Below are 18,252 nucleotides of genomic sequence, written 5' to 3'. Positions count from 1 at the left end.
TATCAGGCTTGCTGCTACCTTTATGCAAACTAAAGGAGCGTTGAATTTTGATTAAACCACTTTTAATTAGCTTATCTTTGGCTATTTTAGCAGGCTGTAGTAGCTCGCCTGCAAGTTATTCTGATGCAAATACAGGCATCACAGAGCAGGGTAAGGCCAGTTTTTATGCCGATAAATACCATGGCCGACTGACCGCAAGTGGTGAAAAGTTTGACCAACAAGCCATGACGGCCGCACATCAACGGTTGCCATTCAACACTAAGGTGAGAGTCACAAATACTGCAAATAACCGCTCAGTAGTCGTTAGAGTCAATGATCGCGGCCCTTTTGTTCGCGGCCGCATCATCGATTTAACTAAGCATGCGTTTGAGAAACTCGCCGAGCCGAATTTAGGGGTGATCAACGTAACCATTGAAGTGATTAACTAAAACCGCGTGATCAAGTTTACGTAGTCAGTGTGTTCAGCTAATAATTGTTGATGCGTTGCTATTGCTTTTACTTGTCCTTGTTCTAACCAAATTACGTTATCCATATTAGCAAGTAAGGCCGGATCATGAGTTATGCTGATCACAGTACAATGCTGCATACTGGTTAATATCGCATCCATAACTTGATGCTTAGATTGATTGTCCAGTCCCTCGGTCGGCTCATCTAATACCAAAATAGCTGGCGCACGAAGGAGTGCTTGCGCTAATGCTAACCGCCGTGATTGTCCTCGCGATAAGCTTCTACCACCTGTACCTAAGCGAGTATTTAAGCCTTGCTTTAAGTCCTTTATCCAATCAGCAAGTTGTGCTTGTTGGCAAGCAGCAAGCATTTGTTCTTTGCTTGCTGCTGGGGCGGCATAACGTAAATTATCAGCAATTGTGCCATCGAAAATATGGTGCTGTTGGGCAACAATATTAATAAGTTCGCAACGGTTTTGCTGGCTAATAGTGTCAATCGCAATGGTTTTATCAGGTGAGGTTAGGTTTATTGTTCCGTTTTGTTGTGGCCATAAACCACTGAGTAAATTAACCAAGGTACTTTTACCGCTGCCACTTTGGCCGACAACAGCCACTTTTTGCAGTGCTAAGATTGTTAGGTTGATATCATTTAGCGCATAGCTACCCGGATGGTAACAATAGCTAAGTTGTTTAAATTCCAGCCCTAAAGGTTGCACAGCCACTAGCTCGTTTGTGTTGTTAGTCGTAGGGCGCAGTTTATCTTCTAAAGCAAAAATACGTTTTGCAGCGCTCAGTGCCACTGGCAATTGGATAAAGGCATTGGGCAGTGTTAACACGGTTTCAAAGCTGGCAAGTACAAACAAACTGAGCATGGCTAATTCAACATTCACCATAGTGCCGTTATAAACAAGTGGCGCAACTATCACGATGGCGCCCAGCATGCTCAATTGCACTACCAGTAGTGATAAACCATTACTGGTTGCCTCGGCATTGTGGCGAGTAAATAATTGCTGATTATAGCGCTCACTTGCTGTACGACACTGTTCAACCTGTTGCTCAGTGGCTTGATAAATAGCAAGCTCTCTGAGTCCGCTTAGAGTGTCAGATAACTCAGCGCGCAATGTAGCTGAGTATTTTGTCTCGAGTTCAGCAGTTTGTTGTAGTTGCTTACTTAATAGTAAAGGCAGTGCCACACCTACCAATAGCAGTGCGATAAAGCACAGCAGTGCCACATTAGCGTTATATACACTCATAAATATCAGCACAATTGGCACGCTTACAAGCGCAACAATCATAGGTAGTAACACGTTTAAATAAAACTTATCGAGGGCTTCTACATCATTTTGCATTCGGTTGAATAGATCGGCGCTGCGGCTCATCGCTAAATCAACATTGCTTAGCTGGCTTAGCGTGTTAAAAACACTGACACGAATTTCACTTAATAATAAAAAGGTGGCGTTGTGAGTTACCAATCGCTCGCCGTAACGAGAGGCGGTTCTTACGATGGCCAAAAATCTAATAGTGCCGGCTGGTGTAAAGTAGTTCATATGTACGCCGGCTAACCCAGCTGCCGCCATGGCGGCTAAAAACCAACCCGAAATAGCCAGTAGTGCAACGTTTGCCAGTACGGTCAGAGTTGCCAAGAAAGCACCTAGTAACATCGCGCCTAGGTGTGGCTTACATAATTTAAGCAAACGCATAAAGTCAGTCATTTTGTGTGCTCCTTGCATTAACTAAATCAAACAGTGCGCCATGCTGATTGAGCAAGCTTTTAAAGTCGCCTTGTTCAATCACACTGCCATCTTTCATTACCAGTATTTGTTTGGCGTGCTCGATAGTATTTAAGCGATGGGCGATCACCACAACAAGGTGATCCTGCGCATATTGATTAATGGCCGTTTGCACTGATTGCTCAGTTTGGCTATCAAGGTGTGCGGTGGGTTCATCAAGAACTAAAATGGGCGCTTGTTTTAAAAATGCCCGCGCTAACGCAATGCGTTGCTTTTGCCCGCCAGAGAGCCCTTCGCCTTGCTCACCAATGTGAGTATCAAAGCCCTCTGGTAATGCATTAATAAACTCAAGAGCGCCAGCTTGCTTGGCTGCGGCTGCTAATTGTGCGGCCGTTGCATCTGGTTTTGCCAGTAATAAATTGGCCTTGATAGTGGTGAACAACAATGTTGGCTGTTGTGGGATCCAAGTAATATGTTGCTGCCATTGGCTAATATTAGATTGGGTGAGCTGCTGTTGATTAACTGTGATGGCTGCGATCACTTGTGGGTGAAACCCTAATAAGCAATCCAGTAAGGTACTTTTACCAGCGCCACTTTGACCAACGATGGCATATAAGCCGGTGCCAGCAAAAGTGAGGTTAATATTGTTAACGCCTTCATTGCTGTCTGGATAATGAAAGTTTAAATTGTCGATCCGCAGTTGTTCAATACGCTCAAGGGTTAATGGAGAATACTCGTTGTGCCGAGTTGACGATTCATTATCGCTACCGGGAATTGGCTCATTCAATATTTTTAGCATATCAGCCGCAGCACTTATCCCCTCTAACTTGGCATGGTAATGACTACCCAATTGACGCAGCGGTAAATAAAACTCAGGTGCCAGTAATAACACGACAAAACCAGTAGCAAAGTCTAAGGTGCCAAAAAATAGCCGGAAACCGATGATCACAGCGACTAGGGCAACGCTTATCGTGGCTAAAAATTCCAGCGCAAAGGACGACAAAAATGCAATTTTTAATACACTTAACGTCGCATGGCGAAAATCATCGGAGATTTTGGCGATTTGTTTTAATTCACGCTTTGTGGCATTAAAGAGTTTAAGTTGTGTAAGCCCTTGAAGTCTATCAAAAAAGTAATTACCTAACACAGCCAATTGTTGCCAGCGTTGTTGATTAAGCTGCTCAGCTTGGTGGCCAACTAAAATCATAAAGAACGGAATAAGCGGTGCGGTAAATAAAAAAATCAAACCGGCTTTCCAGTCAGTGGGGAAAATCACCATCAAGATAGCTAGAGGGATCAATGCACTGTAAGCCACACTGGGTAAATAATTAGCGTAATAATCGTGCAGCGCTTCAACACCATTATGCAAGGTATTTAAGGTTGCGCCATGGCCGTGTTGTTCAATATAGCTTGGTCCAAGCAGTGTCAGTTTTTCAAGTAGTGTATGGCGCATCGCGGTTTTAATTTTAAGCGCAGCTTTGGCACTGATACGCTGGGAAAACCCAAGCAGTATCGCGCGCGCGAGTATCAGTGCTGCTAATGGCCAAAGTAAAGGGATGATGGTCGCTAAATCCGCGTGTTGAAACATCACTAAATGAATCGAGCGGGCCACCAAGTAAGCACTGGCAATCATCAATAGGGTATTAAAAGTGCCTAATGCAATACTGATTTTTAACAGACTACCGGCGTGATCAGAATGGTTTTTTAAAAACGCGCGCAACGTAGTTTGTTGCGCGCGATTTGGTCGGGGGTTAGTCGTCATTTTGGCGATTAAGCCTATCGTGTAATTCTTGTTCGTCGTCAGCGATACTGTCTTTGTTTTGACCAAATTCGTACCACATAACGTTGATCACACCTAATGTACAGGCTAATAAAACACCGAGTATCCAAGCAAAATACCACATAGTTAAATCTCCTTAGTAACTGCCATGGCTATTATTTTCAATTTCTTTCACGGTTACTTTGCGCCACATTTTTACATAACACCACGTGGTGTAGAATAAAATAATAGGGACAAAAATAACAACCGCAACAAACATCACATTCAAGGTCATATGACTCGATACGGCATCCCAAATTGTTAAGCTAATATCAGGGAAGTTACTTGATGGCATAATGAACGGGAACAGTGACATGCCCGCAGTTAAAATGACGCCAGCAAGCATCAAGCTAGTACAAATGAGCGCTAAAGCTGGCTTGTTTGCTTTTGATAATAACCACGCCGCGGCGGCCATAACAAAAGCAATGACAGGGAATGCAATACTTAATGGGATAGCTTGGTAATTATTTAACCAAGCACCAGTTGCCGTGGTAACTGTTTTATCAAGTGGATTAGCAAAGCCTTGTTTATCGCCCATAGAAACAATTTGATAACCATCAAGATTGGCAACCCAAATACCAGCAAGGGCAAATAACACAATAAATACCAGGAGCGCATAACGGCCATATTGCGCCGAGCGACGTGCTACATCGCTATCAGTACGCAGTTGCAACCACATGCCGCCATGGGCAAGCAACATAGAGATGCTGATCAAACCGGCGAGTAAGGCAAATGGATTTAATAATGCAAAGAAAGAGCCCTGATAAGTGGTTCTAAGGTATTCATCAATGCTAAACGGCACGCCTAAAAATAGATTACCAAAGGCTACACCAAATACCAGTGCAGGAATGGCACTGCCGGCAAACAAGCCCCAGTCCCAATTGTTACGCCAGCGTAGTGAATCGATTTTACTGCGATAATCAAAACCTAACGGTCTAAAAAAGAGCGCAAATAACACCAACATCATGGCAAAGTAAAAACCCGAGAATGCAGCTGCATACACCATCGGCCAAGCTGCAAATAAAGCACCACCGGCGGTGATAAACCATACTTGGTTACCATCCCAATGTGGGCCTACCGTATTGATCACCACACGGCGTTCGCTGTCGGTTTTACCTACGAGTTTGATAAGCATAGCCACACCCATGTCCATACCATCGGTGATAGCAAAACCAATCAGTAGTACACCGATGATCACCCACCAAAGTAACTTTAACGTTTCATAATCGAAAATCATGATTTTGCTCCTTGCTCGTCAGTTAGTTGGTCATGATTTATATGTTGATCATGTTCAAAATGGTATTTACCAGTATGCAATGAACTAGGGCCTAGCTTCACAAATCGCAGCATCAGCCAGCCTTCAACAATCGCAAGGCCGGTGTAAAATACGATAAAGCCAGTTAAACTAATCAATATATCATTGACAGTCAGTGACGAAGTGGCCAAAAAGGTCGGCAGTATTTCTGAGATTGCCCAAGGTTGGCGACCATACTCTGCAACTATCCAACCAAACTCAATGGCTATCCATGGCAGAGGAATACTCCACACTGCAGCCCATAAAAGCCAGCGCTTTTGTTCAATAACACGGTGTGCATTGTAATAAAATGCCAAGATGAAGACGATTAACATAATCATTCCGCAGCCAACCATAATTCTAAACGACCAAAACATCGGGCCAACTTTAGGGAATGAATCTTTCACCGCTTGTTGAATTTGTGCTTCGGTCGCATCAACTACATTTGGCGTATAACGTTTCAGTAGTAGTCCGTAACCTAAATCGCCTTTGAGGGTGTCAAACTTAGCAATATTCTCTGGCGTATCATCACCACCGCGCAGCTTCTCAAGGTATTTATACGCAATCATACCGTTACGAATACGCACTTCGTGTTGTTTTTCTAAATCATTAATGCCGATGACTTGCTTATCTAGCGAGCGAGTTGCGATTAACCCCAGCGCATAGGGAATTTTAACGGCGGCATGAGTTACTTGCTCATCAGAATCAGGAATACCCACTAGCGTGAACGCGGCGGGGGCTTCTTCGGTGTGCCATTCAGCTTCTATGGTTGCCAGTTTTACTTTTTGTACTTCGCCTACTTCATAACCAGACTCATCACCGAGTAAAATAACACACAGAATTGACGCTAAACCAAAACCAGAGGCAACAGAAAATGAACGTTTCGCAAAGGCGAGATCGCGCCCTTTTAAGATGTACCAGCTACTTATACCCAGTACAAACATAGACGCAGCAACATAACCCGCAGACACCGTGTGTATAAACTTAACCTGCGCAACGGGGTTAAATACCAGTTCAGCAAAACTGGTCATTTCCATACGCATTGTTTGATAGTTAAATTCAGCACCGACCGGATTTTGCATCCAACCATTGGCGACCAATATCCACAGCGCAGACATATTAGTACCAATAGCCATTAAAAAGGTGGCACCTAAATGCTGGCGTTTACTGAGTCGCTGCCAGCCTAAAAAGAACATACCCACAAAGGTCGATTCTAAAAAGAATGCCATTAACCCTTCTATCGCAAGGGGAGCGCCAAATACATCGCCCACATAATGAGAGTAATAAGACCAGTTAGTACCAAACTCAAATTCCATGGTAAGGCCAGTTGCGACCCCAATGGCGAAGTTAATGCCAAATAGTTTACCCCAAAACTTGGTCATATCTCGGTAGATCTCTCGACCGGTCATCACATAGACCGACTCCATGATCACTAAGATCCAAGTCATTCCTAGGGTCAGTGGTACAAATAAAAAGTGAAACAGGGCGGTGACAGCAAACTGTAATCGCGATAGATCCACAAAGGTTTCATCTATCATTTTTTATAGCTCCTTGTATGTGCGGGCGAGTCACAAAACAAATAAAGTAAGCAAAAGTAATTTAATAAGCTTTCAGTAATTATTGAAAGTTTGTACAGTATTCACTTTTAGTTATTTATTGTCAATCAAACAATGGGTAAATCCACTCTCCCTTTGTGAGTATTGCGACGCGTTTTGTTAGCTTTAGTAAGTGAAACACAGAGTTTAAATATTTGCCAATTTATGTTTGAAAAACAGACAAATAGTTTTGGCTGTATCAGTAAAGGTACACTTAGGAATGTTTCTATACTTTATTCAAGCTGTGTCATTTAATCGCATTAAAAAACACGCTAGACTAAGGCGTATGACTGTCTTGTTGACTTGCGAATAAAAAACACCCATGAATAAAGATAAACAACCTCTGCGTATTGTCATTGTAGTTGGAGAGCTCTCCGGCGATATTTTAGGCGAGGGCCTAATTAAAGCGTTAAAAAAACGCTACCCGGATGCCATTTTTGAAGGTATCGCAGGGCCAAAAATGCAGGCGCAAGGCTGTAACAGCTTATTCGATATGGAAGAGCTTGCCGTAATGGGGTTAGTTGAAGTGCTAGGCCGGTTACCGCGGTTATTAAAAATCCGCAAACAACTAGTCCAACATTTTATTGATAACCCACCAGATGTTTACATAGGCATTGATGCCCCTGATTTTAATTTACGGGTTGAAAAACCGCTCAAAGAGGCGGGAATTAAAACGATTCAGTACGTAAGTCCATCAGTGTGGGCATGGCGTGAAAAGCGTATCCATAAAATTAGCGCCGCGACTAATATGGTATTGGCGTTATTACCATTCGAAAAAGCCTTTTATGATAAGCACAATGTGCCGTGTACATTTGTCGGTCACACACTCGCTGATGATATTGCCCTTGAACATGATGACAGCGCAGCACGCGCGCAGCTGGGTTTACGGCTAGATGATAAAGTATTGGCATTATTGCCAGGTAGTCGAGGCTCTGAAGTAGGCTTGCTGAGTGAAACTTACCTGAAAACGGCAGCAGGCTTACAAGCTAAAAACCCTGATTTAAAAATCGTTGTACCGTTAGTAAACGAGCAACGTAAAGCGCAGTTTTCAGCTATTTTGGCAGCGACAGCGCCACAACTGAATATTCAATTGTTAGATGGTCAATCAAACCTTGCTATGCAAGCGGCAGATGTTATTTTAATTGCTTCAGGTACTGCGACCCTTGAAGGCATGCTGTATAAAAAGCCGATGGTGGTCGGGTATAAAATAAAAGCCCTCAGTTACTGGATATTTAAAAGCTTATTCACTTTTAATATTAAATACTTTTCACTGCCAAACTTATTAGCAGACGAAGAGTTAGTGCCTGAGTTTATGCAACATGATTGCAGTGTTGAAAACCTTACGAATGCTCTTGAACCGATGCTAAATAGTGATAATAAAGAATTAAAAGCTCGCTTTTTAGCTATCCATCAACAAATACGCTTAAACGCCAGTGAGCAAGCAGCAGCGGCTGTTGCGGAGATTATAAATGCAAATTGAACGACCTAACCTCGCGCTTATCGCAGGTGTTGACGAAGTAGGCCGTGGCCCATTAGTCGGCGATGTAGTAACTGCCGCTGTGATACTGGACCCAGCAAACCCGATAGCAGGTCTTGCTGATTCAAAAAAATTGACCGATAAAAAACGCCAAGCACTAGCAATCGAAATTAAAGAAAAAGCCCTGTGTTGGTCAATAGGTCGTTGTAGCCCGACAGAAATAGACGAATTAAATATTCTCCACGCAACTATGCTAGCAATGACTCGCGCGGTTGATGGGTTAAGCACCACGCCGGAATTTGTATTTGTCGATGGTAATCGCTTGCCGCTTTTATCTATGCCTGCGCAAGCCGTAGTCAAAGGCGATAGCTTAGTTGCAGAAATTTCAGCAGCTTCTATTATTGCAAAAGTAGCCCGTGATGACGAAATGCTCGCCCTTGACAAACGCTATCCAGAATATGGATTTGCCGGTCACAAAGGTTATCCAACCAAAGCGCACTTTGCTGCCCTTGAACAATACGGTGCTATTAGCGAACATCGTAAAAGTTTTAAACCAGTGCAACGTGTGCTGGCGATGCAGGAGCAGTAATGGCAGCGCCAGATTTTGTCCACCTGCGGGTTCATTCTGACTTTTCAATGGTCGATGGTTTAGCGAAAACTAAACCCATAGTAGCTAAAGCGCAAGAGCTGCAATTGCCTGCATTGGCAATTACCGATCAAATGAACTTATGTGGCTTAGTGCGTTTTTATGATAGTGCCCATAATGCCGGTATTAAGCCCATTGTAGGTGCTGATTTTTGGCTGCACAGTCCTGAATTTCCTGAAGGGCCTTGCCGGTTAGTTATTTTAGCCAAAGATAACGTCGGTTATAAAAATCTCACACTACTAATTTCAAAAGCATACCAACGCGGGCATTTATTTCATCGCCCAGTGATTGACAGAGAGTGGCTGATTGAGCACAAAGAGGGGCTAATTTTACTCTCAGGTGCAAAAGACGGCGATTTAGGGAAAGCGCTATTAAAAGGTAATCCTGCCACCGTTGAGTCGATAGTTAGTTTTTATAAACAGCATTTTAGTGATAACTACTACATTGAACTGATCCGAACTAAACGTACGCAAGAAGAAGACTATTTACACTTGGCGGTTGAGCTTGCAACCGTTGAGCAACTGCCAGTAGTGGCGACTAACGAAGTGGTGTTCTTAAAGCCTGAAAACTTTGAAGCTCACGAAATCCGCGTAGCAATTTTTGACGGCTATACGCTCGATGACAAGCGCAGGCCAAAACGTTTCTCTGAAGAACAATACTTAAAAACCCCAGAGCAAATGGCTGAGCTATTCAGCGATATCCCAGAAGCGCTGCAAAACAGTGTGGAAATCGCCAAGCGTTGTAATGTGACGGTGCAGTTAGGGACGTACTTTTTACCTGATTACCCAACAGGCTCATTAAAAATTGAAGACTTCTTAGTTAAAGTTTCAAAAGATGGCCTAGAAGAGCGGCTACAGTTTTTATTCCCCGATGAAGCAGACCGTGCAGAAAAACGCGTTGAATACGATGAGCGTTTACAAATCGAGCTCGATGTAATCAACCAAATGGGTTTCCCCGGTTACTTCTTGATCGTAATGGAGTTCATCCAGTGGAGTAAGGATAATAATATTCCTGTAGGGCCAGGGCGTGGTTCAGGAGCAGGTTCACTCGTGGCTTATGCGCTGAAAATTACCGATCTCGACCCGCTTGAATTTGATTTACTTTTCGAGCGGTTTTTGAACCCTGAGCGGGTATCAATGCCGGATTTCGACGTCGATTTCTGTATGGATAGACGTGATGAAGTAATTGATCACGTATCTGCGCTCTATGGCCGAGATGCGGTATCACAGATCATCACCTTTGGTACTATGGCGGCGAAGGCGGTAATACGCGATGTTGGCCGGGTGCTTGGTCACCCTTATGGATTTGTTGACCGTATTTCAAAATTGATCCCGGGCGACCCTGGCATGACGCTGGCAAAAGCGTTTGATGTAGAGCCACGTCTGCAAGAAGCCTACGATGGCGACTCAGAGGTTAAAGATTTAATCGATATGTGTCGCATCCTCGAAGGGTGTACGCGTAATGCTGGTAAACATGCCGGTGGTGTGGTTATTTCACCGACTACCATTACTGATTTTGCTGCGCTGTATTGTGACGATGAAGGTAAGTTTCCGGTTACCCAGTTTGATAAAAATGACGTTGAAACAGCAGGTTTAGTTAAGTTTGACTTCTTAGGTCTGCGGACCTTGACCATCTTACAGTGGGCCGTTGATATGACTAACGAGCGCTTAGCCCGAGAGGGAAAAGAGCCGATAGACATCAACACCATTGCACTGGACGACCAAAAAAGTATCGACCTACTGCTAAGAGCCGAAACTACCGCAGTATTCCAGCTCGAATCCCGTGGTATGAAAGACTTAGTAAGGCGCTTAAAGCCCGACTGCTTTGAAGATATGATAGCCTTGGTTGCCTTGTTCCGACCAGGACCTTTGCAATCGGGCATGGTAGATAACTTTATCGACCGAAAACTGGGTCGCGAAGAAATCTCTTACCCCGATGCGCAGTACCAACATGAAAGCTTAAAACCGATTTTGGAGCCGACTTACGGCATTATCTTGTATCAAGAACAAGTAATGCAGATTGCACAGGTATTAGCAGGTTACACCCTAGGTGGCGCCGACATGCTTCGTCGTGCAATGGGTAAGAAAAAACCAGAAGAGATGGCCAAGCAGCGTTCAACCTTTGAAGAAGGTGCGCGAAATAACGGTATTGACGGCGAACTAGCGATTAAAATCTTTGACTTGGTAGAGAAGTTCGCAGGTTACGGTTTTAACAAATCTCACTCAGCAGCCTATGCGTTAGTGTCGTATCAAACGTTGTGGATGAAAACCCATTACCCTGCTGAATTTATGGCGGCGGTGATGTCTGCGGATATGGATAACACCGAAAAAATCGTTACCCTAGTGGATGAATGTGAGAATATGAAGCTCACATTATTACCGCCAGACGTAAACGCCGGTGCGTATAAATTTACTGTAAACCTTAAAGGTGAAATTGTTTACGGTATTGGCGCGATCAAAGGGGTCGGTGAAGCACCTGTAGACGCAATTTTAGAAGCGCGCAGCAATGGTGGGCCATTTAAAGACCTGTTTGATTTTTGTGCGCGGGTAGATTTAAAGCGTATCAATAAGCGCGTAACCGAAAAACTGATTTATGCAGGGGCACTTGATCAACTCGGTCCTGAAAAAACACAGCCAGCTCGAGCTACGTTATTAGCAAGCTTACAAGATGCTATGCGTGCGGCAGATCAACATAAAAAAGCAGAGTCGCTAGGGCAAAGCGATTTATTTGGTCTACTTGCTACAGAGCCTGATGAAGTTGAACAAGCCTTTATAAAAGCCACACCACTGACTGATAATCAATGGCTTGATGGTGAAAAAGAAACCTTAGGTTTATACCTAACGGGGCATCCGATAAATCAGTATCGAAAAGAGCTGAGATATTACACCAGTGGCCGATTAGTGGATTTACAACCAACAAATCGGGACGTGCAATCTACCTCCGCAGGCCTTGTAATAGCAGCACGTACACTAATCAATAAAAAGGGAAATCGTTGGGGACTGGTAACTTTAGATGACAAGAGTGCCCGTATTGATGTACGCTTATTCCCAGAACAGTTTGAAATGTACCAAGATATGCTGCAAATCAACAATATCTTGGTAATATCTGGACAGGTCAGCTTTGATAACTTCTCCGGTGGTATTACAATGACCGCCAGAGACATATGCACCATCGCGCAAGCGCGAGAAAAACGGATTAAAGCGATTAAAATGACGCTGAATATGGTGCAAATCGAAGCGAACTTCTTCGATAATTTACAAAAAGTACTCGAACCTTATAAGTTTGGTACTTGTCCGATTAAGGTTTACTACCAGCGTCCAGATGCGCTGGCACAGTTAACTCTCGGGACAGAATGGTGTGTTACGCCTAGTGATGACTTAATTCATAAGTTATCGTTAATGGCGGCGCAAGATGTAGAACTAGAATTTAACTAATTAGGTAGTTTAGAGCATGAGCCTCAATTATCTTGATTTTGAGCTTCCAATCGCAGAATTAGAAGCAAAAATTGAAGAGTTACAAAATATAAGCCGCGCTGGCGATTTAGACCTTGAATTAGAAGAGGAAGTCAGCCGATTAAAAGAGAAAAGTGCCAAAATGAAAGAGGAAATATTCTCTAAGTTAGGTGCTTGGCAGGTTTCTCAGTTAGCCCGTCATCCGTTGCGTCCTTATACTCGAGATTATATCGAGCGTATTTTCACGGAATTTGATGAGTTTGCTGGCGACCGTACTTTTGCAAATGATCCGGCAATTTTAGGCGGTGTTGCACGTTTTGAGGGCCAACCAGTGATGGTTATTGGTCAACAAAAAGGCCGCGATACCGCTGAAAAAATCAAACGCAACTTTGGTATGCCAAAGCCTGAAGGTTACCGTAAAGCATTACGCTTAATGGAAATGGCTGAGCGTTTTAAAATGCCAATCATGACCTTTATCGACACGCCGGGTGCATACCCAGGTGTTGGCGCTGAAGAGCGCGGCCAATCTGAAGCAATCGCACGTAACCTTAAAGTAATGGCGGCATTAAAAGTGCCAACCATTTGTACGGTTATTGGTGAAGGTGGCTCAGGTGGCGCACTTGCCATTGGCGTAGGTGATCGCGTTAACATGTTGCAGTACAGCACTTACTCGGTGATTTCACCAGAAGGGTGTGCATCAATTTTGTGGAAGAGCGCCGACAAAGCGCCTCTAGCTGCAGAAGCAATGGGCGTAACCGCCGAGCGTGTTAAAGAGCTTGATTTGATCAACAGCTTAGTTGAAGAGCCATTAGGCGGCGCACACCGTAACTACGACGGTATGGCGCGTAACCTTAAAAGTCAACTTAAGCGTGACTTAGCTGATTTACAGGCACTATCACTTGATGAAATGCTTGATCAACGCTACAAACGTTTAATGTCATTTGGTTATTGTTAATAGCTCATTGATGAAAAAAAGCCGCTTTTGCGGCTTTTTTGTTTTAGAATGCTTGAGAGCTAGGAGCTAGGAGCTAGGAGCTAGGAGCTAGGAGCTAGGAGCTAGGAGCTAGGAGCTAGGAGCTAGGAGCTAGGAGCTAGGAGCTAGGAGCTAACCAATCATCTATTTAGCGATTTTAATTAATGCATGCAACGTCTTTATATCAACAAGTAAAAAATGCCATTACGCCTTATATCGATGAGCACAAAACCGCATTTACAGTGGCGCTCTCCGGTGGTGTGGATTCCGTGGTATTACTGCATGTAATGAATGCGCTTAAAGCAGAAATACCGCAACTGCAATTAACCGCTGTCTACGTGCATCATGGTTTAAGCCTGCACGCTAATGAGTGGCAGGCATTTTGTGAACAGCTATGTAATGAGCTTGCTATTACATTTTATGCTGCACAGGTAAAAATTGACCGCAAAACCCGCACTAGTTTAGAACAGCAAGCACGTGACGCTCGTTACCAAGCACTTGATCAACTCAGTCCAAGTGGCAGTATTATTTTGCTCGGGCAACACTTAAATGATCAACTCGAAACGTTTTTACTGCGCCTAAAGCGCGGCTCTGGTTTGCAAGGCTTAACTGCAATGCGGCAAACGCGTATGCTTAGCTCTGGTCGAGAATGTTTAAGGCCACTGCTAAATGTTACTCGTCAAAATATTGAGCAATTCGCAGCAGATTTTAACTTAGAACATATTACTGACGACTCAAATTGTGATGAACGCTTTGACCGCAATTTTATTCGCCAGCAAATTATGCCACTATTGAGTGAGCGTTTTAAAGGGTTTGAAAAAAGCGCCGTGCGCAGTGTGGGGTTATTACAACAGCAACAAGACCTGCTCGACGAATACAGCCAATTAGATTTACAACGATGCCAAAATAGCCAGCAAGGTTTAAGTTGTTTAGCGCTTGCAAACTACAGTGCTGCGCGCCAAGCCAATGTGTTGCGTTGTTGGCTTGAGCAATTTACAGCCTTGATGCCATCGCAACAGCAAACCTTACAAATACTCAACCAAGGTCTAACCGCACAAGCTGATGCCCAGTTACTTATTCAGTTAGCGCACGGACAAGTGCGTCGTCATCAACAGTTTTTATATTTTGTGTGTGATACCGAAGTGCCACAAAGCCAATTAGTAACCGATGCAGAGCTGTTACTGTCTGATGGACGCAGTTTGGTTCAATTAACGGGTGAAGGGATAAGAAAGCCACTGCCTAATGAACAGGTCACGGTGCATTTTAACCGCCCACAAGCACGTATTAAACCACTTAAAAAACCGGGCCATAATACGCTCAAACATTGGTTTAAAGACGCTAAAGTAGCACCTTGGCTGCGTGCTAATGTACCGCTAATTTTTTATAATGAACAATTAGTTTATGTTGTTGGGCATTTTATAAGTGCTGAACACTATCAACAAGAAGGTATATTTTGGAACATAAAGACATGAGTAAGCCACAGCCCCATGTTGGCTTATCGCTTGTAAACAAAGCACCATTAGGACTTGTGATCACAACACTTATCGCGATAGCTGCGACATTTTTGTTTGAATTACCGCTCTCAACACTTGGCTATGCCAGTGCGGGTGGATTACTTTGCGCGGTGATATTAATTGCTTATTGGTTGGGTAAAGGCGGGATATTTTTTATTGCTGGGGTAAGCATTCCACTGTTAATGGTTATTGTCATGCCATTAACAACAATGGCTGCTTTATTGTATTTAATTAGTGGTTTCTTTTTTGGTTTTTGCTTAGCACTATTAGGCTATAAGTTATTAGCCAAGTTAAAAAGTTAGTTTAAGTATCAAAGTAAGGCTTAGCGGGGGAACTAGGCTTTACTTTAATTAATAAGCTCTTGCGCAATTTCTACCAGCGGCCTTTGCTTTGTAGAGACCTTTATCGGCACGGGCAAAAATATTATTTTCACAGTCTTGGCTACTTGCGAGTGTATAACCTATGCTGGTGGTTACTTGGTATTGCTTCATCAAATTTGATTCAGCCACTAAGCGCATGACTCGCTGAGCTATCACTTTGTTAGTGGTAAATTCAGGATCATCAATTAACACCGCAAACTCATCGCCACCAAAACGAAACACCGAATCAGTACCACGAATACTGCTACACAACACATTGGCAAATTCTTGTAGTACATCATCGCCAATTTTATGACCATAGTTGTCATTAACTTGTTTAAAGTTATCTAAATCTAACAACATTAAACTAAATTGCCGGTTTTGGCGGCGGCAACGCTCTAATTTTTGCGCCAAAATATCATTAAACTGACTGCGGTTATTAAGCCCTGTTAAGGTGTCTTTAGTCGCGAGTTTAAGTACCCGACTATACATTAACGCATTGCGTAACGGATAGACCAATGCGTTGTGTAAGCCAATTAACTTTTGCTCAATATTGCCTGTCAGCGGATACTGACAAAAATAGATAAGCTGACCTAAATGTTCATTATTTATTTCTAAATCAAATGAGTAAGGCGGTTTACTGTTATCGCTATCAGTAATTTGAGCCACACCAAGGGATGACTGAAACTGCAGCCCCGAAAAATTAATTATTTGTTTTGCATGCGCAGCGTAAATAGCGAGCAGCTCTTCTAAATTCAAGGTCGTTTGCAATTTTTCAAGCAAGCGATGAATAGCAGTAGGCTCATTATTACGGTAATGCTCTGCCGAAAACGGCAGAAACTCGCCACGTGCTGAGATCCGTTGCGTCAAAATATGGACATTTTCCACGGTTTTCTCCCCCTAGGAGTGTGTTGTTGCTTTTATTAAGCGATTTTTGTGCCACTATTCCAAACTGGCTGAAAAACAGATAGTTGCTATAGTTAATCTTGAAGTAGCTAAAATTTTGGTGGTTTTTCACGAAATAAAGGGGAGGTGTGTTTGCAAAGTATGTTGGCCCAAATATTTGGCTTATTACTGGCTGCTGTGGTGCTGGTATGGCTTTTTAAACGCATTGGCTTACCGCCAATCCTTGCCTACCTTGCTACGGGCGTTTTAGCCGGAAGCCATGGTATTGGCTGGATGGCGCAAAGTTATGAAATGCATTTTGTTGCCGAGCTGGACATCGTTTTTTATTGTTTAGCCTAGGGCTTGAGTTTTCTTTTGCTCGTTTAATGGCAATGCGTAATATTGTATTTGGTTTAGGCACACTGCAAGTGGTGATCACTACAGTTGTGTTTATGCTGATTTTATTGCTCATGGGTTTATCTGTATTAAGTAGTTTTACTATTGCCACGCTAATGGCGCTGTCATCCACAGCGGTGGTAGTTAAATTATTAAAAGAATCTGGCGAGCTTAAACAGCGGCGTGGGCAACTTGCCATTGGTATGTTGTTATTTCAAGATATTGCCGTTGTTCCTTTACTCATTACCTTGCCGCTACTTGCACAAAGCAGTGGTTCAGAAGGTATTGCCTGGGCACTACCCAAAGTGTTTAGTGAAGTGGCGTTGATGCGCACTGAAGAATTATTTGTGTTAACCACCTTATTGGTTGCTTTATTTACCGCAGGCTAACTTATTTATTTGGTTTATCAATGGCATTAGGGGCTTTTTTAGCGGGGATGATGCTAGGCGAAAGCCAGTATAGGCACCAATTAGAAGCCGATATTCGGCCATTTCGCGATATTTTAATGGGGTTGTTTTTTGTCACCGTAGGCATGCAGCTCGATGTTTTATTTGTATTGGGTGTATGGTATTGGATTGTCGCGGCATTGGCGTTAATGTTGGCGCTAAAAATTGGCGTAATTACTTTTTTAGCGCAGTTAATGGGCGAGCGCAAACAAGATGCCGTTGCCGCCGGAATTATGCTGTGGCAAATGGGGGAGTTTGGTTTTGTATTAATTGCCCTTGCCACTAAGCATCAATTATTGGCTTCAGATCATGCTTCATTTTTAATTGCCATTGCCGTTATGTCGATGGGGTTGACCCCTTATTTAATTGAGCGCACGCCTTGGTTATTAAAACAGTTTGGCCTGTTAAAAACTCCCCACAGTGAATGGATGCAGCAACCCAACAGTAGCACCTTGTATGAAAACCATGTGGAGATCTGTGGCTTCTCTCGAGTTGGACAAACGATAGCGCGTTTTTTAAAACCCGAAGCAATCGAATATGTCGCTGTTGAAAGTAATCCGATTCTTGTACAAGAAGCTAAAGCAGCTGGTGAGCCGATTATTTTTGGCCACGTAAAACAAAAAGATATTTTAAAATCAGCAGGGGTTGAACGAGCGCGATTAGTGATCATTACGTTTACTGACTTTGAACATGCACAAATTGTTATTGATGCTATCAAGCAAATAGCCCCACAAGTGAAAATATTAGTGCGGATGCGAGATGATAGTCAGCTCGAAGCACTCAAAGAGCTAGGCGTAACCGAGGTGGTACCAGAAACACTCGAAGCAAGTTTAATGCTGGTGTCGCATGTGTTGTCTATGTCGGGCGTGCCGATGTCACGTATTGTTAGGCGGGTTAGTAAAGAGCGGCGTAATCGCTACCAATTTTTACATGGTTTTTTTGCCGGAGATCAATTTGATAGTGAAGAAAGTAACGCCGAGCGACTGGAATATTTACACGTAATCGCATTGCCTGATCATGCTTTTGTTGTAGCAAAAAACCTCGGCGAATTAGGGCTTGAAAAACGCCGCGTATCGGTACGGGCATTGCGCCGCCAAGACCGCGAAATTGAGAGTCCATCAATGAACATTGTATTACTCGCTGGCGATATTCTAGTGCTACAAGGTAAACCTCGTCGCGTAGAGCGAGCAGAGCGTTACTTACTAGACGGCAGTGAATAG

Annotated in this window: 13 protein-coding genes and 1 pseudogene; 8 read left to right on the top strand and 6 right to left on the bottom strand. The window is 43.4% G+C overall.

Annotated features, from left to right (window positions below; all coding sequences use genetic code 11):
* Positions 1-44 precede the first annotated feature (44 nt).
* Positions 45-428, top strand: coding sequence for a septal ring lytic transglycosylase RlpA family protein (locus NDQ71_RS05365; RefSeq protein WP_192542258.1), 384 nt, complete (start codon positions 45-47; stop codon positions 426-428).
* Here the strand turns inward: NDQ71_RS05365 and cydC are convergent.
* Genes cydC through NDQ71_RS05340 form a run of 5 tightly spaced genes read right to left on the bottom strand, consistent with a single transcriptional unit; the run spans position 425 to position 6,827 of the window.
* Entirely contained in the window at positions 425-2,158 is a 1,734-nt protein-coding gene (gene cydC / locus NDQ71_RS05360) for a thiol reductant ABC exporter subunit CydC (protein WP_192542247.1), read from the bottom strand. The genes NDQ71_RS05365 and cydC overlap by 4 nt on opposite strands.
* Positions 2,151-3,938, bottom strand: coding sequence for a thiol reductant ABC exporter subunit CydD (cydD, locus tag NDQ71_RS05355; protein ID WP_192542248.1), 1,788 nt, complete (start codon positions 3,936-3,938; stop codon positions 2,151-2,153). The genes cydC and cydD overlap by 8 nt, the downstream gene beginning before the upstream one ends.
* Positions 3,928-4,080, bottom strand: a complete 153-nt coding sequence (cydX, locus tag NDQ71_RS05350) for a cytochrome bd-I oxidase subunit CydX (protein WP_064667585.1) — start codon at positions 4,078-4,080, stop codon at positions 3,928-3,930. The genes cydD and cydX overlap by 11 nt, the downstream gene beginning before the upstream one ends.
* A 12-nt stretch (positions 4,081-4,092) precedes the next feature.
* Positions 4,093-5,232, bottom strand: a complete 1,140-nt coding sequence (gene cydB / locus NDQ71_RS05345; RefSeq protein WP_064667584.1) for a cytochrome d ubiquinol oxidase subunit II — start codon at positions 5,230-5,232, stop codon at positions 4,093-4,095.
* Positions 5,229-6,827, bottom strand: coding sequence for a cytochrome ubiquinol oxidase subunit I (locus tag NDQ71_RS05340; protein WP_192542249.1), 1,599 nt, complete (start codon positions 6,825-6,827; stop codon positions 5,229-5,231). Before NDQ71_RS05340 ends, cydB begins: the two co-directional genes overlap by 4 nt.
* 379 nt (positions 6,828-7,206) lie before the next feature.
* Between NDQ71_RS05340 and lpxB the strand changes: the two genes are divergently transcribed.
* The 6 genes from lpxB to NDQ71_RS05310 all read left to right on the top strand — a co-directional run bounded on the left by lpxB (position 7,207) and on the right by NDQ71_RS05310 (position 15,248).
* Positions 7,207-8,364 (top strand): lipid-A-disaccharide synthase, encoded by a 1,158-nt coding sequence (gene lpxB, locus NDQ71_RS05335; protein WP_192542250.1) that lies wholly within the window; start codon positions 7,207-7,209, stop codon positions 8,362-8,364.
* Positions 8,354-8,950 (top strand): ribonuclease HII, encoded by a 597-nt coding sequence (rnhB, locus tag NDQ71_RS05330; protein WP_192542251.1) that lies wholly within the window; start codon positions 8,354-8,356, stop codon positions 8,948-8,950. Before lpxB ends, rnhB begins: the two co-directional genes overlap by 11 nt.
* Entirely contained in the window at positions 8,950-12,441 is a 3,492-nt protein-coding gene (gene dnaE, locus NDQ71_RS05325; protein WP_192542252.1) for a DNA polymerase III subunit alpha, read from the top strand. Before rnhB ends, dnaE begins: the two co-directional genes overlap by 1 nt.
* Before the next feature lie 16 nt (positions 12,442-12,457).
* Positions 12,458-13,414 carry an acetyl-CoA carboxylase carboxyl transferase subunit alpha gene (gene accA / locus NDQ71_RS05320; RefSeq protein ID WP_301562382.1) on the top strand — a complete coding sequence of 319 codons (957 nt, stop codon included), beginning with the start codon at positions 12,458-12,460 and terminating at the stop codon, positions 13,412-13,414.
* A 182-nt stretch (positions 13,415-13,596) separates the two neighbouring features.
* Complete coding sequence (tilS, locus tag NDQ71_RS05315; protein ID WP_301562381.1) at positions 13,597-14,904, top strand: tRNA lysidine(34) synthetase TilS; 1,308 nt, start codon at positions 13,597-13,599, stop codon at positions 14,902-14,904.
* Positions 14,901-15,248, top strand: a complete 348-nt coding sequence (locus NDQ71_RS05310) for a hypothetical protein (protein ID WP_301562380.1) — start codon at positions 14,901-14,903, stop codon at positions 15,246-15,248. Before tilS ends, NDQ71_RS05310 begins: the two co-directional genes overlap by 4 nt.
* Positions 15,249-15,296: 48 nt before the next feature.
* Here the strand turns inward: NDQ71_RS05310 and NDQ71_RS05305 are convergent, their stop codons facing one another.
* On the bottom strand, positions 15,297-16,193 hold the full coding sequence (locus NDQ71_RS05305; protein ID WP_064667576.1) for a GGDEF domain-containing protein: 897 nt from the start codon (positions 16,191-16,193) through the stop codon (positions 15,297-15,299).
* A 150-nt stretch (positions 16,194-16,343) separates the two neighbouring features.
* Between NDQ71_RS05305 and NDQ71_RS05300 the strand changes: the two are divergent.
* Positions 16,344-18,252 (top strand): annotated as a pseudogene (locus NDQ71_RS05300) (cation:proton antiporter).

This window comes from Pseudoalteromonas sp. KG3, from assembly GCF_030436385.1.
Classification (GTDB): domain Bacteria; phylum Pseudomonadota; class Gammaproteobacteria; order Enterobacterales; family Alteromonadaceae; genus Pseudoalteromonas; species Pseudoalteromonas prydzensis.
This window is presented reverse-complemented; position numbering and strand designations above follow the sequence as displayed.

Coding starts and splice junctions, on each gene's coding strand:
- cydB (WP_064667584.1), bottom strand. CDS start 5,232: ATGATTTTCGATTATGAAACGTTAAAGTTACTTTGGTGGGTGATCATC.
- rnhB (WP_192542251.1), top strand. CDS start 8,354: ATGCAAATTGAACGACCTAACCTCGCGCTTATCGCAGGTGTTGACGAA.
- cydC (WP_192542247.1), bottom strand. CDS start 2,158: ATGACTGACTTTATGCGTTTGCTTAAATTATGTAAGCCACACCTAGGC.
- accA (WP_301562382.1), top strand. CDS start 12,458: ATGAGCCTCAATTATCTTGATTTTGAGCTTCCAATCGCAGAATTAGAA.
- cydD (WP_192542248.1), bottom strand. CDS start 3,938: ATGACGACTAACCCCCGACCAAATCGCGCGCAACAAACTACGTTGCGC.
- dnaE (WP_192542252.1), top strand. CDS start 8,950: ATGGCAGCGCCAGATTTTGTCCACCTGCGGGTTCATTCTGACTTTTCA.
- NDQ71_RS05310 (WP_301562380.1), top strand. CDS start 14,901: ATGAGTAAGCCACAGCCCCATGTTGGCTTATCGCTTGTAAACAAAGCA.
- lpxB (WP_192542250.1), top strand. CDS start 7,207: ATGAATAAAGATAAACAACCTCTGCGTATTGTCATTGTAGTTGGAGAG.
- tilS (WP_301562381.1), top strand. CDS start 13,597: ATGCATGCAACGTCTTTATATCAACAAGTAAAAAATGCCATTACGCCT.
- cydX (WP_064667585.1), bottom strand. CDS start 4,080: ATGTGGTATTTTGCTTGGATACTCGGTGTTTTATTAGCCTGTACATTA.
- NDQ71_RS05340 (WP_192542249.1), bottom strand. CDS start 6,827: ATGATAGATGAAACCTTTGTGGATCTATCGCGATTACAGTTTGCTGTC.